This window comes from Kaistella faecalis (assembly GCF_019195395.1).
GTDB lineage: Bacteria > Bacteroidota > Bacteroidia > Flavobacteriales > Weeksellaceae > Kaistella > Kaistella faecalis.
In genome coordinates, this window is the sequence record NZ_CP078067.1 from 1,504,917 (window position 1) to 1,529,475 (window position 24,559).

Genomic DNA, 24,559 nt, shown 5'->3' on the forward strand with positions numbered 1-24,559 from the left:
TCATGAATCATGCGATTGCACATATGGATTTGGATGCTTTTTTTGTGTCCTGCGTCAGGCTTCACAACAGTGAGTTGAACGGAATTCCCCTGATCATCGGTGGTGGCGAGCGTGGCGTGGTGGCATCGTGTTCATATGAAGCCCGCTATTTCGGGGTGCGGTCGGCGATGCCCATCAGAATGGCACTGAAACTTTGTCCCGATGCAAAAGTGGTGAAAGGTGATTATGAAATGTTCTCGAAACTCTCGCATAACGTCACCGAAATTATTCAGCAGCGTGTCCCTGTGATGGAAAAAGCGAGTATTGATGAGTTTTATCTGGATCTTACCGGAATGGATAAATTTTTTGGCTGCTACCAGTGGACCCAGGAAATTGCCGCTGAAGTAACCAAAGAAACCGGATTGCCGATCAGTTTTGCACTTTCTACCAACAAAACAGTTTCCAAAATCGGAACCGGAGAATCTAAGCCCAGCGGAAAACTTGAAATCAAAGAAAAAGAAATCCGCCCATTTCTAAACCCTTTATCCATCCGCAAAATTCCTATGGTAGGAGAGGCGACTTTTCAACTGCTTTCCAGAGTTGGAATCCGGACCATCAAAACCCTTTCAGAAATGCCGGTTTTGGCCCTTCAGCAAATGATTGGCAAGAACGGAACAGAGCTCTGGAAAAAAGCCAACGGAATCGATGAGGCACCTGTCATTCCTTATTCGGAGAGAAAATCAATTTCAAAAGAACATACTTTTTCTAATGATACTATGGATGTGTTTGCAATGAGAAGCCTGATTTCAGGAATGGCAGAAGAACTCGCTTATCAATTGCGCAAAGAAAAATGGCTCACTTCCACCGTGGTCATCAAAATCCGTTACGCCAATTTCGATACGGAGACCAAACAGTGCAAGGTGGCTTATACTGCAGCAGATCATACCCTTTCCAGGATTGCTTTGGATCTGTTTAACAAAATCTACACCCGCAGAATGCGCCTGCGCTTGATTGGCTTACGTTTTACCGGATTAGTTCATGGGAATCACCAGATGAATCTTTTCGAAGATACCGAAGAACTGATGAATCTTTACCAAACCATGGACCGTCTCAAAAACCGCTTTGGCTCCGATGCGGTTAGGCGGGCTTCGGGATTTGATTTCTCTGAGGGGAATGTTGATGCTCAAAAAATGTGTAAATAATGTTCCTGAACTGTCATTCATATCACAGTTTACGCTACGGCACGCTCTCCATTGATGCATTGGTGCAGCAGGCTTATGAATCAGGAACTAAAGAATTAGTTTTAACGGACATTAATACCGTTACCGGAATCTATGAATTCAAAAAAAAGTGCGAAGAATATGGAATCAAACCAATCGCAGGTGTCGAAGTAAGAAAAGGGAACAAGCTGCTCTACATTGCTGTGGCGAAGGAATTCAGCGGGATAGGAGAAATCAACCGCGTGCTGACCGCACATAGTTGTGATGGCGCGGAACTTACTGAAAAAGCACCGTTGTTTGAGCAGGTTTTTGTGATTTATCCCATCAACAACATCCCGGAAACGCTTAATGAGAATGAATTTATAGGTTTGCGTGAAGAAGAATTGAACTTAATGATCCGTCCGGAGTTTAAGAGCAGAACCGACAAAATGGTAATTCTGCATCCGGTAACTTTCAGCACCAAAAAAGAATATAATTTACACCGGGTTTTAAGGGCAATTGAATACAATACTTTGCTTTCCAAACTTTCTGACGAAGACATTTGCAGCAAATCAGAATATCTGAAACCTGAAACAAGTGTAATTAAATCATTCAGTCAATATCCTGAAATCATCAGAAACACAAAGAAGATTCTTTCTGAATGCAGCTTTGAATTTACCTACAAGGAACCCCGAAGCACCGAAAACAAAAACAAAAAATATTTTACCGGTTCTCAGGAAGAAGACATGAAACTTTTGACAAATCTGGCTTATGAAGGATTGCAGAAAAGATATGGCGATAATGAAGCTGCCCAAAAAAGAGTTGAAAAAGAACTTAAAGTAATTGGCGATCTCAAATTTTCCGCGTACTTTCTCATCACCTGGGATATCATTCAGTACAGCAACCGCATGGGATTTATGCACGTTGGGCGCGGGAGCGGAGCCAATTCTATCGTGAGTTACTGTCTCGGGATTACCGATATCTGTCCGATAGAACTGGATCTTTATTTTGAACGTTTCCTGAATCTCAACCGGACTTCGCCACCGGATTTTGATATCGACTGGAGCTGGCAAAACCGAGACACTATTCTCGAATATATTTTTAACAAATACGGAAAAGATCACGTTGCGTTTTGCGGAACCAATGTCGAATTCAAATACCGGTCGATATTCCGGGAAGTGGGGAAAGCATTTGGCCTGCCCAAAGAAGAACTAGATGATCTTGCGACAAAGCCCATGGAAACTCATGACGGCAATAAAGTGGTAAAACTGGTTCACGAATATGGCAAACTGATGGAAAAATTTCCCAACCAGAGAAGCATGCATGCCTGTGGAATTCTGATTTCGGAAGAACCTATTACGAATTATTCTGCCCTGGAAATGCCTCCAAAAGGATTTCCTATCGTTCAGTTTGATATGAATGTGGCTGAAGACATCGGTCTTGAAAAATTTGATATTCTTTCGCAGCGCGGCTTGGGAACCATCAGTGACACGGTAGAACTCATCAAAAAAAACCGCGGAATCGAGGTTGACATTCGCGATACTTCTATTTCTAAAGATGAAGCGTTGTGTAATGAATATTTAGCAGTAGGCAAAACAATAGGATGTTTCTATATCGAAAGTCCGGCGATGCGCGGGCTTCTAAGACGTTTAAAATGCGGTGATTACAGAACTTTGGTAGCGGCGTCTTCCATCATCCGGCCCGGTGTGGCGCAAAGCGGAATGATGAAGGAATATATTTTCCGTCACAACCATCCCAATCAGTTTGAATATTTTCATCCTGTGTTTGAAGAAAATCTTAAAGAAACCTACGGAATCATGGTTTATCAGGAAGATGTGATTAAAATTGCGCAATATTTTGGCGGACTCAGTCATGCCGATGGTGATATTCTGAGACGAGCCATGAGCGGGAAAGAAAGATCAATTCAGAAACTGAATGAAGTAAAAAACAACTTTTTTGAATCCTGTAAAAAACAAGGACATTCGGAGCAGATGACCACCGAAGCTTTCCGACAGATTCAGTCTTTTGCCGGTTACTCTTTCTGTAAAGCGCATTCGGCTTCTTATGCGGTAGAAAGTTATCAGAGTTTATATCTAAAGGTTTATTATCCGCTGGAATTTATGGTTTCGGTCATTAATAATCAGGGTGGTTTTTACCGCACTGAAGTTTATGTTCATGAAGCGAAAATGTCGGGCGGAATTATTCAGAATCCGTGCGTGAATACAAGCGAATTTCAGACTTCACTGAAAGGAAAAAACATTTTTCTGGGATTTATGCACCTTCAGTCACTTGATTCCAAAATTGCGCAGCTTATCTCCGAAGAACGGGAGAGAAACGGCAATTATAAATCACTCGAAGACTTTATCCGACGCATCCCGATTGGGATTGAAGGAGTACAGATTCTGATATTTATCGGTGCGTTCCGGTTTACAGGAAAACAGAAAAATGAACTTCTGATTGAAGCAAGATTACTGTTGATCAATTTCAAACCCGAAAACAGAGGTAAAATGCTGTTTGAAGAACCTGTTCAGGAATACCAACTTCCGGAACTGAAAAGGGATTTTTTTGAGGACGCTTTTGATGAGATTGAAATCCTTGGATTCCCGGTTTCCTGCACGCCGTTTGATCTTCTGGAAACTAAGTACAGAGGTTCGGTTTTTGTGAAAGACCTGCTGAAAAATCATAAAAAACAGGTAAAGATGTTGGCATATCTCATTTCCCGAAAACACGTGCCGACCAAAAAGGGAACCATGTATTTCGGCACCTGGATCGACGTGAACGGCGATTATTTCGACACGGCGCATTTTCCGGATTCCCTGAGAAACTACGATTTTATGGGTGGCGGATGTTATCTGCTGTTGGGAACGGTTGAGGTAGATTATCATTTCCCGACGATTACCATTACCAAAATGGCTAAAATGCCCATGATTCCGGATCCGCGCTATGCTTATCACAAAGAGAAACAATACGATATTCACCGGCAGCTAAAAGAAGATGTAAGCATGACGTTCCGGAAACCTTATCCTCAGGAGCACGAAATCGGTTTACCGCGTCATAAACTCAGTAGCTAGAGTAAAAAACTCAGCGTTTTTCGTATTTCCAGTTGCGTCCTTTGCCTTCAGCAATCCATTCCAGCGCCTGTTCCATTCTTTTGTTGCGGGTGGCTTCAGTCTTTGCATCGGTGATCCACATGATGTATTCTTTTTTAAAGGATGGCGATGCGTTTCCGAAGACTTTTTTAGCATCAGTATTTTGATTGAGTGCCTCAGAAAAATAGGCCGGAACTTCTGTTGCTTTCTTTTCGGGAGCAGCTTTCTTCAGCGTAACGCCCATATCGGTAAGATCCATGGCTTCTTTAATCGCCGCTTTCAGTAGAACTCTCGATGGAAGGTCGTCGATGCTTGTAATTTTTCCTAACGTAAACATTCCGGTTCTTTCGGCATCTTTGGTAAGTTCCGTAATGGTTTTCATTTCCTTTTCGAGCCAGAAACCAAAGCCGCAATGCTGCTTGAATGCCGTGAAAGCACAGAGAATTTTTCCTTTATACATGAAATGCGGGAAACTCCATTTCCAGCCTTCCTCAACATCGGGGCAGGTTTCGTGGATGATTTCACGAAGATAATGGAGAATGGGTTTTGCAAATGGCTGGGCATTATCAATATAGGCATCGATTCGTGGATCTGCTGTAGACATGATTTAAATGTTTAAGTAAAAATAATAATTTTCGGAATACAGAATTTACAACACATGAAAAAAGCTCAGAAATGAAATTGCAGCTCAGTTTGCACCAAAATAAAAAGCATTGAAAACTCAATGCTCTTTATCCTTTCATTTTACTTTTTACCCATTTTCCCGGGACAGGATTTAATGAAAAAAGCCGGAGGCAATCCGGCTTTAATTTTATACTACACCTTGCGCAAGCATGGCCTCAGCCACTTTTACGAAACCTGCGATATTCGCACCTTTCACGTAGTTTACATAGCCGTCTTCTTCTTTACCGTAATCTCTACAAGCTTTGTGAATACCGATCATAATTTCCTTCAGTCTCGCATCAACTTCTTCTGATGACCAGTTTAATCGGATAGAGTTCTGGGTCATTTCTAAACCGGAAGTTGCAACGCCGCCAGCATTGGAAGCTTTCCCCGGGGAGAAAAGAACTTTCTTCTCCAGGAAATAATTAATTGCATCTAAAGTTGAAGGCATATTTGCAGCTTCGGTAACGCAGATTACTCCGTTTGCTACCAGATTTTTTGCATCTTCCAAATTAAGTTCGTTCTGTGTTGCTGCAGGAATTGCAACATCACATTTTACTTCCCAAGGGCGTTTTCCTGCATGGAATTCTGCAGTTGGGAATTTCTTCGCATAATCTTCGGCTCTGTTATTGCCGGATGCACGAAGTTCAAGTAGATATTCAATTTTTTCGCCGGAAATTCCGTCTTTATCATAGATATATCCATCAGGACCGGAAATGGTAAGTACTTTTCCGCCTAATTCAGTTACTTTTTTAACCACACCCCAGGCTACGTTCCCGAAACCTGAAACACAAACTGTTTTTCCTTTGAAATCCTGACCAATGGTTTTAAGCATCTGCTCAGCAAAATATACCACACCGTAACCTGTTGCTTCCGGGCGGATTAATGAACCACCGTAAGCCAAACCTTTCCCGGTTAGAACTCCTGTAAATTCGTTTCTTATTTTTTTATACTGACCGAATAAATATCCGATTTCTCTTGCTCCAACACCAATGTCTCCAGCAGGAACGTCAGTTTCAGGACCAATGTGTTTGCACATTTCCGTCATGAAAGCCTGGCAGAAACGCATGATTTCCATATCAGATTTTCCCTGTGGATCGAAATCTGCACCTCCTTTTCCACCACCCATTGGCAATGTTGTTAAAGAGTTTTTGAAAGTCTGTTCGAAAGCCAAAAATTTAAGAACGGATAAATTTACGGTAGGATGAAAACGGATTCCGCCTTTGTATGGCCCAATTGCAGAGTTCATCTGAATTCTGAAACCGCGGTTTACCTGAATTTCTCCTTTGTCATCAACCCACGGCACGCGGAAAATTATTGTTCGCTCCGGCTCGGCCATTCTTTCCAGAAGTTTTTTTCCGGTGTATTGCTTTCTTGTTGAAATGAAAGGAATTACAGTAACTGCAACTTCTTTTACGGCCTGAAGAAATTCCGGTTCATTCGGATTTTTAGCTTCAATTCTGGCCATGAATTCCTGAATTTTCTGGTCTACGTTATAATTCTCCATAAGGGTTGATTAATATTGTCAACAAATTTAATTTTTTTTTCAAAACTTGCAACAAAAATTTTAATAATTACTAAAATATTAATGATATTAGAGTTTATTTTTATTAAATTCATAATTTTAACACTTATAATATCAATTATTGAATGTTAACAGAAAATTAATAAATTTTTAAAAACACTTGAATGCTAAATGGCAAGATATTGTCTTCCCGAAAGTGCTTTGATGTATCCTAAAATTTCAAGCTGAAGTAAATCGGGTAATATTTTATAAGACGGGATCTGAAGTTTCACCGATATTTCATCAAGGGAAAGCGGAATATTTTTATCCAACGATTGCAAAAGCGTTTGCTGAAATTCAGGAAGTTGAATCTTTATTTCTGAACTCGGAAACAGTTCGCCTGTTTTTTCGATATCATTAGAAAACCCCAATTGCTCTACGAGAGACGAAACCGTAGAAATCGCTGCTGCCTTATTCTGAAAAATAAGGTGATTGCAGCCCTGGCTGTATTTATCTGTAATCTTTCCGGGCAGTGCGAATACTTCCCGGTTGTAATTGTTGGCAAAAGTCGCTGTACTCATTGATCCACCTCCGAAAGCAGTTTCCACCACGATAGTTGCGGGAGATAAACCTGCGATAACTCGGTTTCTCTGGATAAAATTTTCGCGGTCGGGTTTTTGGCTGGAATTGAATTCAGTAAAAAGAACGCCGTTGTCTTCTAGTATTCTTTCCGAAAGTTTTCTGTTCTTACTTGGATAAAGCGTGTGGAATCCATGAGCCAAAATGGCAACGGTGGCAATATTTTTCTGGATTGAAACTTCATGAATTTCAGTATCTACTCCTAAAGCAAGACCGCTGATGGTGATTATTTTTCTGTCCTTCACTTCATTCAGAAAATCCTGCACAAAGTTTTTTCCGTAAGAAGTGATGTTGCGCGTTCCCACCATGCTTACCGGTTTGAGAGCGGTGTTGTAGCAGCCTTTCTGGTAAAGAATTGCTGGTGCATCTTCGCATTCATTAAGTTGATGGGGAAGGTTTCCAAGATGCCGAAGGTTGATTTGAATGTTATTTTTTTCGCAGAACTTGAGTTCATTTTCAGCGAATTTTAAATGATCCTCATTCCCAATTTCCAGGGAAATTTTTCTGCCGATGCCGTAAATGTTTTTGAGCCCGGATTTCGATAATTCCCAAACTTCCTTTGCAGAGCCTACTTCGCTCACCAGTTTTCTGAAGACCATGTCGCCAATCAGCGGGCAGTGTCGAAGCGCAACAGAATAGAGAGTTTCTTCGGAGAACATGGGCGATTTTTCTCAAAATTATTAAAAATTATTCATTTTTACGGATTTTGTCTAGATGATCCCAGGGATCTTCTTTTTTAAGATAAGGCAGCTCCTGAAAATCATCCGGATGGTTTTCTTTGTATTCCTGCCAAAGTTTATCATCTTTCTCGCTATAGTAGTTCGGGAACTGCCATATAAAACGCTTGTTCTTTTCGCCGGTTTTCCTGAAAACAAACGCCATGATTATACCTACCACCGCTCCGGAAAGGTGCGACTGCCAGGAAATTCTGCTGGGCTCTTCCAGCTTTGAGAATAATTCCTCTGGCATTACGCCCCAAACTAAACTTCCATAGTACAAAGCGACAATAAGGGACACGGTAAGCAGTTTCATATTCCACCGAAAAACGCCGCTGAAAAAGAGAAAGAAAGCAAGTACATATACGATCCCGCTGGCGCCTATGATGCACACGTAATTGAATTCGCCGGTAATTATATCAATGGGAGGCAGCAGCCAAACCAAAAATGCGGATGCCAACCAGCCAAGGAAAAAGACTTTTTTCGCAATGAACGGATAAAACTGAAAAAGCAGAAAGATGAGAACGAAAATGGGAACAGAATTCCCGAAAATATGTTCGAGATTGCCGTGCAGGAAAGGGGAGAAGAAAATACCCTTCAACCCGTCGGGATTCAGCGGGACAATGGCTCCGCTGCATCCATCAAAAAAGCCAAGATATTGCAGGAAAAATCCCAGCCACATTGCCGAAACCATTGTGGCTGCGTAAATTACCGCCTTGTAATTGAGGGATTCTTTTAGCATTCTTCTCTTTCGTCAAAACTGTGACCAAAATAATTTTTAAGTAAATATGGCTAATCTTTAGCAATCGAAAAACTAAAATAAGACAAAAAGTAATAAACAATTGATGCTGAAGTTTTAAGGTTTTATATGTTTGCCTTAAATTTGCAGCCTATGAGACAGTTTATTGCCTTTTTTTTATTGTTGATGTCGGTGTTTGCCTATTCCCAGGAAGGCAGAAATATTTTAAAGGAAATTGATTCGATTTCGCAGCGACGATGGGATTCTGTGTCTTTGGATTTAGACAGTCTTGCCAATCCTAAACTTGTCAATTTCGATGTGCATTTCAAAGATACCATTGTGATCCGCGATAAAGTAGTGATTTCCAACATCACAGAAGATATACCAATCACGCCTTATAACCTCCTGAAACTTAAAGAACCGGTACGGTGGTTTTACTTCGGCCAGAATAATCTGGTGTTCAACCAATCATCTTTTTCGAACTGGAACTCCGGGGGGAATAACAATATTGGCATTATCGGAAAAATCAATTATAATTTAAGTTATAAGAACCGCAAACATTTTCTTGATAACAACCTTCAGCTTGGTTACGGTTTTGTGACTACACAGGGAGAATCATCCCGAAAAACTGAGGATTACATCAACCTCATGACCAATTACGGTTATGACATCGGTAAGAATTTCTATCTCTCTACCGGTTTTCAGTTTTTGTCGCAGTTTTCTCCCGGCTACAATTATTCGGTTACGCCCAATCCTGAATTCGAAGACAGGGTTTCCAGATTTATGTCACCAGGTTATTTAAATGCCGGTCTCGGTATCTCCTACAACCCGAACGAAAATTTCCAGGTAATTTTCAGACCCGTCAACGGGAAATTCACTTTCGTTACCGATCCTTTTCTGCAGAAAGCGGGGAAATATGGTTTGGAAAGAGACGGACAAAGCGTTCGTTCGGAATTAGGTGCGCTCGTGAACATTCTTTACCGCCTGAAAATTTATAAAGACATCAATCTGGTAAATCAGGTGAACTTCTTCAGCAACTATGTAACCCACCCAGAACGGGTTGATATTGCATATAACGGAACTTTAAACATCCGTTTCAACAAATTTATTTCCACCGTAATCAGTCTTGATTTGCTTTATGATCACGACCAGCTTCAGAAACTTCAGATGAAACAGACGCTGGGTGTCGGATTTTCGTACAATTTAGGTTTCGAAAACAGAGAGAAAAACAAGAAGTTGATTAAGCCTTTCGCAGATTAACTGGCGTATTTCCTAAAGATTTAAACATTCCAGAATTCCCGGTCGAGGCTTCTATACTGAATCGCTTCGGCAATATGACTCGAATTTAAGGTTTCGGCGAGTTCTAAATCGGCGATGGTTCTGGCAACTTTCAGGATTCGGTCGTAGGCTCTCGCTGAAAGATTCAGTTTTTCCATCGCGGTTTTGATGAGGTTTTGCGAGGTCTCATCGAGTTCGCAGTATTTTTCAATTTCCTTCGGACCCATTTGGGCATTATAATGAATGTCAGCGTTGTGGTATCTTTTGGTCTGAATTTCCCTCGCCTTTAAAACACGGGTGCGGATTTCGTCACTTTTTTCGCCTTTTCTTCTGTCAGAGAGCTGGTCGAATTCCACTTTCTGAACTTCAATATGAATATCGATTCTGTCGAGCAAAGGACCCGAAAGTTTATTCATATACCGCTGCATTTCAAACTGCGAGGAAGTATTGTTGGGATCATCCGGAAAATAGCCGCTGGGACTTGGATTCATACTCGCCACGAGCATAAAACTCGCAGGATAATTAACGGTGAATTTTGCGCGTGAAATCGTGACTTCACGGTCTTCAAGTGGCTGGCGCATTACTTCGAGTACAGTTCTTTTGAATTCGGGCATTTCGTCCAGAAATAGAACGCCGTTGTGCGCAAGGGAAATTTCCCCGGGCTGTGGATAACTCCCGCCTCCTACCAATGCCACATCTGAAATTGTATGATGTGGACTTCTGAAAGGTCTTACCGTCATTAAAGAAGTTTCCGTGCCAATTTTGCCGGCTACAGAATGTATTTTGGTAGTTTCTAACGCTTCCTTCAGGGTTAATGGCGGAAGAATACTCGGAACCCGCTTTGCAAGCATGGTTTTGCCGCTTCCCGGTGGTCCGATAAGAATAATGTTGTGTCCGCCCGCTGCAGCAACTTCCATGGCGCGTTTGGCGGTTTCCTGGCCTTTCACTTCAGAAAAATCGGTCGGGAAGAAGTTGATTTTATCCTGAAATTCTTTTCGGGTATCAATAATAGTTCTTTCCAGCGGGATTCCCTCATTAAAAAAATCGATAACTTCTTTGATATTTTCGACACCGTAAACTTCCAACTGATCTACTATAGCAGCTTCACGGATATTCTGTTTCGGGAGAATGATTCCTTTAAAACCTTCTTCCCGTGCTTTTATTGCAATGGGTAACACTCCTTTGATGGGTAAAAGACCACCATCAAGAGAAAGTTCCCCCATAATGATGTAATTTCCTATTTCTTCGGCTTTGATCTGCTCTGAAGCGGAGAGAATTCCCAGGGCGATGCTGAGATCATATGCTGAGCCCTCTTTTCGTAAATCCGCCGGCGCCATATTGATGGTTATTTTTTTGCCGGGAATCTTAAACCCTACGTTCTTCAGGGCTGCTGAAATTCTGTAACTGCTTTCTTTGATTGCATTATCGGGAAGTCCCACAAGATGATAGCCTACGCCGGAAGTATCTACATTAACCTCGATCGTAATCGTTTGCGCAGAAACTCCGAAAATGGCGCTTCCGTAAATTTTTACTAGCATATCTGTGTTTTGAGATAAAATTAATAAAAATTAAAAGATGTTTTTGGGAAATTTTATACTGAAGCGGAATATTGGATGTTAAGCACAAAAAAAACTCCTCAATTTCTTGAGGAGTTTGTGGGCCCTGAGGGATTCGAACCCCCGACCCTCTGGGTGTAAACCAGATGCTCTGAACCAACTGAGCTAAGAGCCCTTATCCGTTATTTGATGTCTCAAATTTTGGTGTTGCAAATATACAAGCTTTTTTTATTTCTGCAAATTTTTTTCAAGAAATTCTCCCACTACAAAGTTGCTTCCCCCGATAAAAATCATCTCTCCGTTTTTAAGATTCTGTTTTGCAGAAAGATACGCACCGTTCACTTCATCAAAAATTTTGTAATTTATTTTTGATTTTTTCAGCTGATCTTCGTAAAAAGATGGGTGGAGACCACGATTGAGGTAAGGTTTGGCAAAATAGAAGGTCGAATTCTCGGGTAAAATCTTTAAAACTTCATCAATTTTTTTGTCTTTTACGAAGCCAAGTACAATATGTTTGAATTTCGGAATAGAATTTAGCTGCGCAAAAACCTCTTCCAAACCTGCCTGATTGTGTCCGGTGTCACAAATAATAAGCGGATCTTTTGAGAACTCGAACCAGCGGCCGATAAAACCTGTATTTTGCTGGACATTCAGCAAGCCGCTTTTTAACTTTTCCTGTGGAATTTCCATTCCTAAAATTCTAAGTTCGTCTATAAGTGCTAAAACTACTTTAATGTTCCTCTGCTGATAATTCCCTTTTAAGTCTGAAGGTAACTCGGCATTAATTAGAGTTGCATCAACCCAATCTGAATTATTTTCTGCAGCCTTATTTCTGATGATTGATTTTACAGTTTCATTTTCGTCTCCGCTGATAATGGTTATGTTATTTTTGATGATTCCTGCTTTCTCTGTTGCGATTTCTTCGATCGTGTTTCCAAGGATGTTCTGATGATCTAGTGCCACATTGGTGATGGCTGAAACTAGAGGTTTAATGATGTTTGTCGAGTCTAATCTTCCGCCAAGTCCGACCTCAATAATGCCGAAATCTACTTTTTGCTGCGCAAAATATTCGAAAGCCATGATTGTTGTGAATTCGAAAAAGGAGGGTCGAATGTCTGCAGGCAGTTTTTTGAGTTTCCGGATGAAGTCGTAGACGAATTCCTGGTCACAGTTTTTTCCGTTCACCTTGATTCTTTCGGTAAAATCGATGAGGTGCGGTGAATTGTAAATTCCGATTTTGTAACCCGATTCCTGAAGGACTGAAGCGAGCATATTACTTGTAGACCCTTTTCCGTTGGTTCCGCCGATATGAATGGTCTTAATTTGATCCTGTGGATTACCGAAAAACGCACAGAGTTTCGTGATATTTTCGAGGCCGGGTTTGTAGGCTTTTTTTCCGTCGATCTGGTAATTCGGAGCTTGCACAAAAAGCCATTCAACCGCTTCCTGATATTCCTGATTTGTCATGGTGTAAATTTGATTAAAGTTTTTAAATTCAGGAAATTTTTAAGGATTTTATGTCATTAAAATTCCTGAAAAATCTTGTGAAATCCTGAACATGCTCCTGATTGAACGGCGTGTATGAGCTCTCCGCAATAAGGGAAGCGAGTAGTGAAAGCAGGGAATTAGCGTCCAAAAATTAAAAGGTAATTCGGTACGTTCCTGTTGATGAAGTGCTGGCTCTTTCGGCTTTTACATACTGTTTCACCCAGGCTACTGAAGTCGAAGCGACGCAGGGATCGGAAATCCCACCAGATCTGCGCGCTGAAGTAACATTTCCGGCTTTATCTACCGTATAAGCAATGCTGATCGTTCCGCTGGCAGAACAGTTATGTGAAGGCTGAGCACCGCCACGTCCCATAGTTCCCGGTATGAAACCTACGAGATTTCTGTCGATACCCACTTTACTGTCGCCGTTCCCATCGCCACCCAGCGGGTCGCCTTGGTTTCCGGTAGTTCCGTTTGTTCCCTGAGTGCCGGTTTTGGTACCGCGCCCTTTAATTAAATTTCCGACAGCTGCGGTTCCTTTTCCGTCGCCCGTTCCGGTAGTGGAGTTTGGTGTTACGGCTTTTTTTGCTGAAGTTGTAGCTGGAGCTGCTTTCACAGGCTTTTCGGCTTTGGGAGCTGAAACTTTCGTGCTATTTCCTGTAATAACTTTTTCTTTTACCACGGGTTTTGTAACAACGGTTTTGGCTTCCGGTTTGGTTTCGGAAATATTTTCCTGAACGGGTTCTGGAATAGCAACTTCAGTATTTGCGGCTAAACTTCCCTCCTGATTTGGAGGTTCTTCGGCATCAGCGCCGTTTTGGTTATCACCGAAATTAATCAGCATCGTGGTGATTTCCTCGGGCTTTTCGGTAATTTTAGTGAATTTATAAAAGAATATTCCAAGGAAAACCAACAGCGAAATAAGGAAAGTAATGATCGCACTGTTCCTTCTGTCTCTTTCTTCCGCTTTCTTATGTTGTAAGGTGTAATTCATTAATTCTCCTGAGTGGTTGCAATCGCTAAATTAAATTTATGCGTTTCTGCGATTCCCATTACAAAAACCACATCTTTGTGCTTAGTGTTTTCATCTGCCCGAATAGTGAAAGAGGGATTTGCCACATCTTTCAGTGCTGTTACCAGAAGATTTTCAAGCTGTTCTTTCGGAATCTCCTTATCGTTTACAAAATATTTGCCATCTTCCTTAATGGTTACAGTTGACGGATCCTGAACGCTGGGATTGGTAGCGTCGGCTTTCGGAAGTTTCACGTCAATCGCGCTTTGGCTGATTGCCGAACTGGTGATCATGAAGAAGATCAACAACAGGAAAATAATATCTGTCATCGATGCCATGCTGAACTCAGCATTTACTCTATTTCTGCGTTTCAGTTCCATTTACAGTGGTTTGTTTAGGGCATCAAGAAAGTCGTTAACATGAGTTTGGATTTTCAGAACAAGTCTGTCAACGTTGGTTACCAAAATGTTATAGAAGAAATAAGCAGGAATCCCTACAAATAAACCCACAGCCGTAGTTGCCATCGCGGTATAAATTCCGGAAGCCAAAAGTTTAGGACTCACAGCACCGGTAACATTTGAAATTTCGAAGAAAGCCATAATCATCCCTACTACTGTTCCAAGGAATCCAAGCATGGGAGCCGCTCCCGAAGCGGAAGCCAGAATGTTCAGGTTTTTCTCAAGCTTCGAAACCTCTAATTGTCCCTGATTCTGCATCGCATTCGAAATGTCAGAAATCGGTCTTCCGATTCTTGCCAAACCTTTCTCAATCATTCTTGCTTCTGGCGAGTCGATGGTTCTGCAGTAATCTACAGCAGTCTGTATTTTGCCTTCCTGTACAAAATCTTTAATGTTTTCCAGAAAATTTGGGGTTTCCTTGGAAGATCTTTTGATGAAAAAATATCTTTCGAGAAATATATAGAGCGCCAGAATCCCTAGCAGAAAGATTGAAATCATAATGGCATTACCGAGCAGTCCGCCACTGAAAAGAATTTCCCAAAGAGAGAACACATGTTTTTCGGTCGTGGTATTAATGACTTGTGTAGGAGTTTGTAAAAACATTTTTTAATTCTTGATTATAAAGTTGAACGGCAATTTTAAATTAATATTGTAAAAATGCCGATGAATAGAAGTTTAATTGATAAAGCAAGCGCAGAAAATTACTCTTCCTCTATAATGATTTCATCTGGCTTGAAATGACATTTGAGTTTGAAAGGAATTGGTTCATCGGATCCGGTGTAGAAATCATCGATATTTCCTTTCCAGTAAAGCTGCAGTTCGCCTTCGGCATCCGTATCGAATTTTAATTCGTTATCGTAGAGATAGGCGTCTTCATCATCAAACAGGTCGACCTCGGTATAAGTATCGTCGTCGGAATCATTGATCACAAAGGTTTTACCGTTAAGTTCTGCCTCATCAATAAGAAAATCGAAGATCTTTAGCGACAACTGCGGAAACGGATATTGCAGAGAATCATCATCTACATGATCCAGCGAATCATCTGTAATAATCTCCACTTCCAGAAAATGTTGTTTGTTGCTGTAAACCGCTTTGCAGTAAGTGCTTCTGAGGTGATATTTAAGGGTTTCTTCAGGGTGGTAGATTTTTAAAATCCCTTTCATTTCTTTAAGAAAATAGTGTTAATTAATTGTTTGTGATCTAACCCAACAAAGATAAAAAATTGATTGATTGCGCAAAATTATTTGTTTCTTTTTTGAATTTCCCTAGATATGGTTTTTTGAATTGAAACTTTTAAACAAAATACTATAATTTAGCAATTCATAAAAAGAAAAGAAATGAATAAAATTTTTCACAGAATACTTATAATTATCGGTATATCGGCCGGTTTAGCTTCCTGCAAGAAATCCGATTCACCCATCACCAGAGAAACGCCGCTCGAGATAGATTCAATTGCGGCAAACTACTACGAGCAGTATCTGAAGCTTTATCCGCTGGAAGCCACTGCCCAGGGAGATTTGCGGTATAACGACCAATTACCCATCAATATTGACAAGGATTTTATTTCCGGCGAAATCTCTTTTTATAACACGGTGCAGAATCAACTGGATAAAGTTGATTATGAAAGCCTGAGCGACGAAGATAAAACCACGTATGATGTGTTAGATTACACGTTGAAAGATAAAATAGAGCGCTATGCCTACCATCCGGAATACATTCCCTTCACGCAGTTTGGGGGCCTTCCGCTGGATTTTCCTTTGCTGGGAAGCGGGCAGGGAAGCCAGCCATTCAAAACTGAAAAAGATTATGATGACTGGCTGAAAAGAGCCGAAAAATTTCCGGTTTGGATGGATACCGCTATTGAAAACTTCCGGGAAGGAACTGCAAATAATTATGTACTGCCAAAGAAATTGGTCGTAAAAATGATTCCTCAGATGCGTGCAGAGGAAATTACTTCAACAGATTTCGATAAGAATATTTTTTTCGGGCCGGTGAAGAATTTCCCGAAAAACTTTACTGATGCTCAGAAAGAAAAATTAACAGGATTATTTAAAGAATTAATTTCTAAAAAAATTATCCCGTCATACACCAAGATGGGCGATTACCTGGAGAAAGAGTACCTCCCTAAAGCCAGAAATTCAGATGGAATCAATGCGCTGCCAAAAGGAAAAGAAATCTATGCCTACTACGCAAAAAGCTGGACGACTACCGGTAAAACCCCAGAGGAAATCAATAAGATAGGTCTGGAACAGGTTGCGGGTATACGCGCCGAAATGGAACTGGTAAGACAAAAAGTACAGTTCAGCGGGACCTTAGACGAATTTATCGCCCATGTTAAAACCGATCCAAAAGCATTTCCATATAAAACCAGTAAAGAAGTTTTGGACGGCTTCAACGGTATTTTAAAGAAAATCGAACCAAAGCTGAAAACCATGTTTACAGTAACGCCAAAAACACCCTTCGAAATCCGCCAAACCGAAAAATTTAGGGAAGCCAGTGCAAGCGCCGAATATATGGTGGGCACTCCCGACGGTAAAAGACCCGGTATCTTCTATATCCCGATTCCGGATCCCACAAAATTCAATGTAACTTCAGGCATGGAGTCTCTGTTTTTGCACGAGGCTATTCCCGGTCACCATTACCAGATTTCGCTGCAGCAGGAAAACACTTCACTGCCCAAATTCATGCGGTTCGGCTGGTTCGGAGCTTATGGCGAAGGCTGGGCGCTGTATTGCGAGTCACTTGGGAAAGAATTTGGACTTTATACAGACCCTTATCAGAAAATGGGTTCACTTAGTGATGAGATGCTTCGTGCGGTGCGTCTGGTAGTTGATACAGGCTTACATTCCGGAACCATGAACCGTGAGGAAGCCATTAAATATTTTCTGAGCAATATTTCGTACGATGAAGCTGCGGCAACTGCAGAAATCGAGCGTTATATGGCGATGCCGGGACAGGCATTGAGTTATAAAATTGGCGCACTGAAAATCCGTGAACTTCGGGATCAATATCAGAAGGAGCTGGGCACTAAATTCAGTTTGGCGAAATTTCATGATGAAGTGCTGAATCAGGGATGTCTTCCCCTCGACGTTTTAGACCGGAAAATGGAACTCTGGGCAAAGAAGCAATAAGTTGTTTAAATTAACTATTTTCATTAAAAGGATGTAAATTAAGCTAAAATAGTGCTCCTTATTATTTATGATTAATGATTTACATCTGCTAACACAAAATTTTAGTAAATTTGTTATTTTAGTACTATAAATATTAATCAGCAGTTCATGGGCGTAAATTTTCCGATCTCACCATCATCACTTTCCGAAGGATTCCTTACGAATGTTTTGGAAAAAACCCCTTTCGGTTTTGCGTTGATGAATGGTGAGTATATTGTTGAATTTGCCAACGATATCTGGCTGGAAATCGCTCATAAAACCCGTGATGAAGTCATTGGTAAAAAATTTTCCGATCTGTTTCCTGAAACTGGCGAACAGATAATTCCGCATTGTGAAAATGTAAGAAAAACAGGTAATGCTTTTCATGCACCCGAATTCTCCATCAAATTAGTCCGTAATGGAATTTTGCAGGACGTATATTTTAATTTTATTTACCATCCAGTATACAATGAGAGTGGTAATTTTCAATGTTTTGTAACCGTTGCAATGGAAGTTCCCGAAATGATTGAGATTAAAACTAAAGTTAAGGAAGATGAAGAACGTTTGCGTCTCGCTACAGAAAGTTCCCACACAGCCACCTGGGAGCTAAATCTGTTAACGAGGGAAGTCATTCATTCGCACTATCTTTCTGAAATCTTCGGCTACGGAAGTGACGAACTTGTGTCTCACCAACAGTTACGCAGCCACCTTTCCGAGTACGACCGCATACATGTTGTGGAAAAAGCTTTTGAAGAAGCTCTGAAAACGGGAATCTACAAGTATGAAGCCCAAATCACCGATAAAAATGGTGTTGAAAAATGGGTGGCGACTAATGGGAAAGTATTTTTTGACGGCCTGGGACAGCCTACCAGAATGTTAGGCGTTATGCAGGATATTAGTGAAAGAAAAAAAAGTGAGATTTTGCTGAAGCAAAGCCACCATCAGCTGAATACCGCCATGGAAGCTACCAAACTTGGGACTTTCGATATGGATCCGGAATCGCTGCAGAAATACAATTTTTCGCCAAGATTCCTCGAGATTTTCGGGTATGATGCTACTAAAGAAACCATAGGCTCCAATATTTTAGAGAAACACATTCATAAAAACTTCATAAAAACACGCGCTGAAGCTTTGCGGGAAGCTAAAGAAACCGGTGACCTTTATTACCAGACAAAAATTGTTTTACGTGATGGCAGTGTAAAATGGATTGAACTCTATGGCCGACTTCTCCCTCCCGCCAACGGCAGTAAAGCTTACATTTCGGGAACCGTCCGCGACATCACGGATTTGAAGAATTTCGAAGAGAAAATCAGCGCAAGCGAGAAAAAATACAGATTCCTTGCCGATTCTATGCCTCAGATGGTTTGGATTGGTGAGCCCGACGGGAAACTTACTTATTTCAATAAATCAACCCTGGATTATTCAGGCAAGGATTATAACCATTTTATTGATGGCAACGGTTGGCTCGAAATCGTGCATCCCGAGGAGCAGAAAGAAAATTTACGACTCTGGGAAAAAAGCGTAAAAACAAAGAAACCTTTCGCTTACGAACACAGATTCCGTAATAAACACAATGAATACCGATGGTTTATGAGTCGCGCCTATCCGGAACTGGATGAGCTGGGTAATGTGACAAAATGGGTGGGCACCAGCACCGATATTGATGAGATGAAGAGGCAGGAAAATCAGAAGAACGATTTCATAAAAATGGCAAATCACGAACTGAAAACACCGGTTACGACAATAAAAGGTTACGTACAGCTTCTGAAGAAAATGCGCGGAGATTCCGAGGACAAGTTTCTCGTAAATTCTCTAAACACGATTGAAAATCAGGTGAATAAACTTACGGTCTTAATCGGGGACCTTCTGGATATATCGCGAATGGAATCCGGCAAACTTCCATTGAACAAACGGGAATTCTCCCTTCTGAAACTGGTTACAGAAACGATCGAAGATATAAAAGCTTCAGAACAGAGTCACCAAATCAATTTTGAACTGAAACACACGACCGATGTTGAGGTTTATGGCGATAAGGAACGCATTACTCAGGTTCTTAATAATCTGCTGACCAACGCAATTAAATATTCACCGCTGGCAACTGTCGTTAATGTTAAGCTTTATGTAGAAAAAAATCATGCCGTTGTTTCTGTTGAAGATTTCGGGATTGGTATGGACGGTAAAGAACTTAAGAAAATCTTCGAACGATTTTACAGGGTTTCGGGTGATGATGAAGAAACTTTCCCAGGCTTCGGTATCGGATTATTCATTGTAAAGGATATTATGGACCGCCACGACGGCAAAATCTGGGTCGAAAGTGAAAAGAATAAGGGCAGCAAATTTTATTTTTCCCTCCCAATTTTTACGAATTTATAAGAAAAAACTATGGAAATATTAGTGGTTGATGATAACAGGGACATCTGTATGCTTATCGAAAACATCCTTATTTCTGAAGGCTATAACGTGCAATCGTGCTGTAATCCTCAGGATTTTAATACCATTATCGAAAAATCTAAACCTAAACTCATCATTACCGACATGCTGATGTCGGGTTTCGACGGTCGAACTTTAACCAAAGACATCAAGCAGAATCCGCAAACGCAGGACATTAAAATCATGCTGATGTCAGCACATCCTGACGCATCAAAAATCAGCGAAACAATTGGGGTAGATGATTTCCTGACAAAGCCTTTCGAAATTGATGATTTGGTTCACAAAGTTCAGGAGCTTTTAAAAACCACCTAAATCTTATTTTTCGAACAGCATTTTCGTTAAAAAATCTTTGTCCTGATTTCCCCTTGCCGGGGAATATTCGCGGCCGTAAAAGATGATCTGAAGGTGAAGACGGTTCCACACTTCCTTTGGGAAAAGTCTTTTAGCGTCATTTTCGGTTTCTACTACATTTTTTCCCGACGTCAGTTTCCACTGTTTCATCAACCGGTGAATATGGGTGTCTACAGGAAATGCAGGAACACCGAATGCCTGACTCATCACTACCGAAGCCGTTTTATGGCCAACTCCCGGAAGTTCTTCCAGTTCTTCGAATGTTTGGGGAACAATTCCGTTATGTTTTTCCACTAAAATTTCGGCGGCCCTTTTCAGGTTTTTGGCTTTTGTATTTGCCAAGCCTATTTCTTTAATTAAATATCGTATTTCATCAACCTCCAGATCCTTCATTTTAAAAGGATCACCTGCAACCTCAAAAAGTTTGGGTGTAATTTGATTAACCTTTTTATCCGTTGTCTGGGCTGAAAGTGCTACCGCGACCAAAAGCGTATACGGATCGGTATGATCAAGCGGAATCGGAATTACGGGGTAAAGTTTTTCCAATTCTGTCATCACGGTTTGTGCTCTTTGTTTTTTGGTCATTTCGATTATTTATTATTGGGAGGAAGTCTTTATGATTCGCAAATATAAAAAGTATTAGATGTTTTTTTAGCCTAAAATATATCGTTTTACGGTTTTCCTTTTTCAAGAGTGAAAAAGGAAATATATTTTTACCCGTCATTAATATTTTAATAGTTATGAAAAAAAATTTATTATTAGCTTTTGTTGCTGCATCCTTAATCTCGTGCTCAACAGTGCAGTCCGGAACTTCCAAAACAATGGATATAGTAGGAACGGGGGTGATTCATAAGCCTGTAATCGCTGATCTAAACGTTAGTCAGGAGAAAGTCTCCAGGACAATGACTTTTACAAATCTACAGTCTTTAGAAACTGCTAAAAATTCTGTGGTACGTGAATTATTAAAGGAGAAAGATGCTGATGTCTTAGTGGAACCTACTTTTGATTCTTCTACGAAAAACGGAACAACGGAATTAACGGTATATGGGTGGGCTGCAACTTATAAAAACTTCCGTCAGGTAGAAGAGAAAGATCTTAAGGTGCTTGAAGTAAGACCGAATTTTATTCAAAAAGCAGAAACGACTCAGCCGGCTACGGAACTTAAAAAGGGCGGAGGAATTGGTTGGATTATAGGTGGTGCAGCCTTAGTAGTAGCGGCCGTGCTCGCAGCAGGATCCTTATAATGCAGTATGGTACAAAGGATAAGTCATTTCGTAAAGAAATGACTTTTTTATTTGTGGCTGTTAATATTTCCTGAGCAAATTAAGGTTAAATTTGTGCAAAACTAAGCGTTATGTTGAAAGTTGGAGATAAACTCCCCGAATTTGAAAGTGTTAACCAGGATGGAGAGGTTGTAAAATCCGGGGATTTTTTAGGCAGCAAACTCGTGATTTTCTTCTATCCAAAAGCCAACACACCGGGTTGCATCTCGGAAGCTTGCGATTTGAATGATAATTTAACGATTCTTAAAAAAGAAGGCTATCAATTATTAGGAATTTCAGTCGATCCCGTAAAAAATCAAAAAAAGTTCCATGCAAAATATGGATTTCAGTATCCTCTACTTGCCGATGAAAACAGAGATATTATCGAAAAATTCGGGGTCTGGCAGCTGAAAAAATTCATGGGCAGAGAATTCATGGGAATTGTGCGCACCACATTTATTTTCGATGAAAACGGAATCTGTACCCGCGTTATCGAGAAGGTGAAAACCAAGGAAGCCGCGAAACAAATCTTAGAAAACTGATTATTTAGCCCAACATTCTTTGGGCTTTTTTTACGCCTTCCGCTAAAACATCAATTTCCTCGAAAGTATTGTAAATGGCAAAACTTGCGCGTACTGTGCCGGCAATATCGAAAAAATTCATAATAGGCTGAGTGCAGTGATGGCCGGTTCTTACGGCAATCCCCAGCTTGTCTAAAATCATCCCGACATCCGAAGAAATTCCAACACCTTCCAGATTGAAGGAAACCACGCCGGTTCGGTGTGCTTTTTCGCCGTAAATTTTCAAACCTTCAATCTCTAAAAGTCTCTTCTGGGCATAATCCAGCAATGCATTTTCGTGATTCTGAAGATGTTCGTGGCCAATATTTTCAATAAAATCAATTGCAGCTCCCAATGCAATGTTTCCGCCAACATTAGGTGTGCCAGCTTCAAAACGAAAAGGGAGATCTGCGTACGTTGTTTTCTCGAAAGAACAGGTCGCGATCATCTCGCCACCGCCGTGAAATGGCTGGATTCTATTCAGAACTTCTTCTTTTCCGTAAAGAATTCCTGTTCCCATGGGTGCGTAAAGTTTATGTCCGGAAAAGACGAAAAAATCACAATCCATCGTTTGAACATCGATTTTAAAATGTGGAGCAGATTGGGCACCGTCTATAACAATAAATGCATCGGATTTTGCTCTTGTTTTTGCGATAATTTCCTCAATCGGATTTACAATTCCCAAGGCATTTGAAACCTGATTAACAGAAACAATTTTTGTTTTTTCGCTGAGGTTTTCATCTAAGAAATCGAGTTGCAGAATTCCGTTTTCGTCCATCGGAATCACTTTCAGTTTTGCGCCGGTTCTTTCGCAAAGCATCTGCCACGGAACAATATTCGAGTGATGTTCGAGGTAAGAAATAATAATCTCGTCGTTTTCTTTAATCAGGTTCGTGAGCGAGTAGGCGATGAGGTTAAGTCCTTCCGTTGTTCCTTTCGTAAAAATAACTTCGAAATCATTTTTGGCATTAATGAATTTCTGGATCTTTCTTCTGGAAAGTTCCATTTCTTCTGTCGCCAGCTGACTCAAAGTATGTATCCCGCGATGAACATTCGCGTTGATTTCCTTATAATATTTTTGCCAGGAATCTAAAACACTAATTGGTTTCTGCGAAGTTGCGGCATTATCGAGGTAAACCAAAGGTTTGCCGTTGACCTGCTGATTCAGAATCGGGAACTGGCTGCGGATATTTTGTAAATCGAACATAACTTATTTAGAATGCTTCAAATTTACGGAATTTATATTTGAATACTATGTATTCCGATTGATTGTATTAATAATGATTCGCAACCTCATTTACCAAAAACGCTACCTGTACCGGTCTTCCTTTTTCGTCCTTTGGCTGGTCTTTATAAGTGCCGGTTCTCACAATTATCATATTCTTCTCAGGAATGATGATGATGTACTGTCCGTATAATCCCCAGAAATAATAATGTTTGATGGCGGTATCATTATTGATCCAAAGTCCCATTCCATAAGTGTTTTTTGAAAGTTTGGTCGGAGTTTTCATCTCATTTAAAAACGCTGAGCTGATGATTTGCTGATCGCCGACTTTCCCGTCATTTAAAAACAATTGTCCCAATTTCGCAAAATCCCGTGAGGTAGAATGAATACAGCAAAATGTCTTTTCCATCCCAAATTCATCGGTACTCCAATCAGCATTATGCTCCATTCCTAGAGGTTTCCAAAGTTTTTCGGAGGCATATTGGGAAATTGTTTGATTCATGGATTTTCTTAAAGCAAAACCCAGCAATTGAGTTGCGCCGCTCTGGTATTCGAAATCGGTTCCCGGTTTCTCTTTAAAGCTACGTAGCAGAACAGCTTCCTCCAGAGATTTTCCGTAATAAGCTTTGGCATTCTGAAGGAATGGATTTTTATAGTCTTCGCTCCATTTCAAACCGGCTTCCATTTTTGCCAAATCGCCGACCGTTAAATCTTTCCCAAATTCAACATTTTTATAATTCTCAAAAAAAACGGAATAACGCTGATGTAAACTGCTGATTTTTTTTTCTTCAATCGCCTTACCAAGCAGCAAAACCGTCACGGCTTTCGCCATGGAAAAGGAGTTGGTTTTTGAGGTTGCGCTGTAGCCGTCCCAATATTCTTCGTGAAGAAGTTTTCCATTTTTAATGATTAAAAATGATGCAGTATTTGAATTTTTAAGATCCTGAACCAAAGTTTTAGGCAACGCTTTTTTATTGTAAAGAGAGTCTTTTTCCCACAAAACAGTATTTCCTTTCGCGATGGTATGCGACGGAAAATATTTGCCGTCATCAATCGTAGAACCCGATTCTCCCCGGAGATAGGTCTGGCGGATGCCATTGAAGAGATAATCGTAGCCGAAAGAATACGTAAGTGCGATGAGCAAAGCAAAAAATACAAGGATTCCTTTTAGAATTTTCAAAAACATTTATAAATCTTTAATCACAAATTTAAGATTAAAAAACAAAAAAAGTTCCGGACTAAATCCGGAACTTCAGCTTGAT

21 protein-coding genes and 1 tRNA gene are annotated in these 24,559 nt (G+C 40.6%); 8 read left to right on the forward strand and 14 right to left on the reverse strand.

Translation table 11 applies throughout. The features are described from left to right. Nucleotides 1–2 precede the first annotated feature (2 nt). Nucleotides 3–1,181, forward strand: coding sequence for a DNA polymerase IV (gene dinB, locus KTV93_RS07165; RefSeq protein ID WP_218248275.1), 1,179 nt, complete (start codon nt 3–5; stop codon nt 1,179–1,181). Next, nucleotides 1,181–4,249 carry a DNA polymerase III subunit alpha gene (locus KTV93_RS07170; protein WP_218248276.1) on the forward strand — a complete coding sequence of 1,023 codons (3,069 nt, stop codon included), beginning with the start codon at nt 1,181–1,183 and terminating at the stop codon, nt 4,247–4,249. The genes dinB and KTV93_RS07170 overlap by 1 nt, the downstream gene beginning before the upstream one ends. A 10-nt stretch (nt 4,250–4,259) precedes the next feature. Here the strand turns inward: KTV93_RS07170 and KTV93_RS07175 are convergent, their stop codons facing one another. The 4 genes from KTV93_RS07175 to KTV93_RS07190 all read right to left on the reverse strand — a co-directional run bounded on the left by KTV93_RS07175 (nt 4,260) and on the right by KTV93_RS07190 (nt 8,531). Continuing rightward, nucleotides 4,260–4,871 (reverse strand): YdeI/OmpD-associated family protein, encoded by a 612-nt coding sequence (locus tag KTV93_RS07175; RefSeq protein WP_218248277.1) that lies wholly within the window; start codon nt 4,869–4,871, stop codon nt 4,260–4,262. A gap of 207 nt (nt 4,872–5,078) precedes the next feature. Next, nucleotides 5,079–6,437 carry an NADP-specific glutamate dehydrogenase gene (gdhA, locus tag KTV93_RS07180; RefSeq protein ID WP_218248278.1) on the reverse strand — a complete coding sequence of 453 codons (1,359 nt, stop codon included), beginning with the start codon at nt 6,435–6,437 and terminating at the stop codon, nt 5,079–5,081. A gap of 185 nt (nt 6,438–6,622) precedes the next feature. After that, nucleotides 6,623–7,732, reverse strand: coding sequence for a DNA-processing protein DprA (gene dprA / locus KTV93_RS07185; RefSeq protein WP_218248279.1), 1,110 nt, complete (start codon nt 7,730–7,732; stop codon nt 6,623–6,625). Between the two features lie 28 nt (nt 7,733–7,760). Beyond that, nucleotides 7,761–8,531: a rhomboid family intramembrane serine protease gene (locus KTV93_RS07190; protein ID WP_218248280.1), complete on the reverse strand. Its 771-nt coding sequence runs from the start codon at nt 8,529–8,531 to the stop codon at nt 7,761–7,763. Between the two features lie 150 nt (nt 8,532–8,681). On the opposite strand from KTV93_RS07190, the gene KTV93_RS07195 reads away from it, so the two are divergent. Continuing rightward, nucleotides 8,682–9,788, forward strand: coding sequence for a DUF3078 domain-containing protein (locus KTV93_RS07195; protein ID WP_218248281.1), 1,107 nt, complete (start codon nt 8,682–8,684; stop codon nt 9,786–9,788). Nucleotides 9,789–9,808: 20 nt separating this feature from the next. Here KTV93_RS07195 and KTV93_RS07200 read toward each other — a convergent pair whose 3' ends face one another. The 7 genes from KTV93_RS07200 to KTV93_RS07230 form a co-directional block, all read right to left on the reverse strand. Further along, nucleotides 9,809–11,344 (reverse strand): YifB family Mg chelatase-like AAA ATPase, encoded by a 1,536-nt coding sequence (locus KTV93_RS07200; protein ID WP_218248282.1) that lies wholly within the window; start codon nt 11,342–11,344, stop codon nt 9,809–9,811. A 118-nt stretch (nt 11,345–11,462) separates the two neighbouring features. Continuing rightward, nucleotides 11,463–11,537 (reverse strand) — tRNA-Val (locus tag KTV93_RS07205). 53 nt (nt 11,538–11,590) lie between these two features. After that, nucleotides 11,591–12,829 (reverse strand): bifunctional folylpolyglutamate synthase/dihydrofolate synthase, encoded by a 1,239-nt coding sequence (locus tag KTV93_RS07210; RefSeq protein ID WP_218248283.1) that lies wholly within the window; start codon nt 12,827–12,829, stop codon nt 11,591–11,593. Between the two features lie 172 nt (nt 12,830–13,001). Continuing rightward, on the reverse strand, nt 13,002–13,844 hold the full coding sequence (locus tag KTV93_RS07215; protein WP_218248284.1) for a ferric siderophore ABC transporter substrate-binding protein: 843 nt from the start codon (nt 13,842–13,844) through the stop codon (nt 13,002–13,004). Beyond that, nucleotides 13,844–14,242 carry an ExbD/TolR family protein gene (locus KTV93_RS07220; RefSeq protein WP_218248285.1) on the reverse strand — a complete coding sequence of 133 codons (399 nt, stop codon included), beginning with the start codon at nt 14,240–14,242 and terminating at the stop codon, nt 13,844–13,846. Before KTV93_RS07220 ends, KTV93_RS07215 begins: the two co-directional genes overlap by 1 nt. Beyond that, nucleotides 14,243–14,923 (reverse strand): MotA/TolQ/ExbB proton channel family protein, encoded by a 681-nt coding sequence (locus KTV93_RS07225; protein WP_218248286.1) that lies wholly within the window; start codon nt 14,921–14,923, stop codon nt 14,243–14,245. 98 nt (nt 14,924–15,021) lie between these two features. Further along, a complete protein-coding gene (locus tag KTV93_RS07230) occupies nt 15,022–15,483 on the reverse strand; it encodes a hypothetical protein (RefSeq protein WP_218248287.1) in 462 nt (153 codons plus the stop codon). Nucleotides 15,484–15,657: 174 nt separating this feature from the next. Between KTV93_RS07230 and KTV93_RS07235 the strand changes: the two genes are divergently transcribed. From KTV93_RS07235 to KTV93_RS07245, 3 genes are all read left to right on the forward strand, one after another. Continuing rightward, entirely contained in the window at nt 15,658–17,451 is a 1,794-nt protein-coding gene (locus tag KTV93_RS07235) for a DUF885 domain-containing protein (RefSeq protein WP_218248288.1), read from the forward strand. 147 nt (nt 17,452–17,598) lie between these two features. Next, nucleotides 17,599–19,842, forward strand: coding sequence for a PAS domain-containing sensor histidine kinase (locus KTV93_RS07240; protein ID WP_218248289.1), 2,244 nt, complete (start codon nt 17,599–17,601; stop codon nt 19,840–19,842). Between the two features lie 9 nt (nt 19,843–19,851). Continuing rightward, the gene (locus KTV93_RS07245; protein ID WP_218248290.1) at nt 19,852–20,211 is read left to right on the forward strand and encodes a response regulator; all 360 of its coding nucleotides are present in this window, start codon (nt 19,852–19,854) and stop codon (nt 20,209–20,211) included. A gap of 3 nt (nt 20,212–20,214) precedes the next feature. On the opposite strand, the gene nth is transcribed toward KTV93_RS07245, so the two are convergent. After that, nucleotides 20,215–20,835 carry an endonuclease III gene (gene nth / locus KTV93_RS07250; protein ID WP_218248291.1) on the reverse strand — a complete coding sequence of 207 codons (621 nt, stop codon included), beginning with the start codon at nt 20,833–20,835 and terminating at the stop codon, nt 20,215–20,217. Between the two features lie 155 nt (nt 20,836–20,990). Here nth and KTV93_RS07255 point away from each other — a divergent pair, with 155 nt between their 5' ends. Both KTV93_RS07255 and bcp read left to right on the forward strand, forming a co-directional pair. After that, nucleotides 20,991–21,494 (forward strand): hypothetical protein, encoded by a 504-nt coding sequence (locus KTV93_RS07255; RefSeq protein WP_218248292.1) that lies wholly within the window; start codon nt 20,991–20,993, stop codon nt 21,492–21,494. 110 nt (nt 21,495–21,604) lie between these two features. Further along, nucleotides 21,605–22,054 carry a thioredoxin-dependent thiol peroxidase gene (bcp, locus tag KTV93_RS07260; protein ID WP_218248293.1) on the forward strand — a complete coding sequence of 150 codons (450 nt, stop codon included), beginning with the start codon at nt 21,605–21,607 and terminating at the stop codon, nt 22,052–22,054. A gap of 4 nt (nt 22,055–22,058) precedes the next feature. Here bcp and KTV93_RS07265 read toward each other — a convergent pair whose 3' ends face one another. Together KTV93_RS07265 and KTV93_RS07270 are read right to left on the reverse strand one after the other, a co-directional pair. After that, complete coding sequence (locus tag KTV93_RS07265; protein WP_218248294.1) at nt 22,059–23,279, reverse strand: aminotransferase class V-fold PLP-dependent enzyme; 1,221 nt, start codon at nt 23,277–23,279, stop codon at nt 22,059–22,061. 67 nt (nt 23,280–23,346) lie between these two features. Beyond that, a complete protein-coding gene (locus tag KTV93_RS07270; protein WP_218248295.1) occupies nt 23,347–24,483 on the reverse strand; it encodes a serine hydrolase domain-containing protein in 1,137 nt (378 codons plus the stop codon). Between the last annotated feature and the right edge of the window lie 76 nt (nt 24,484–24,559).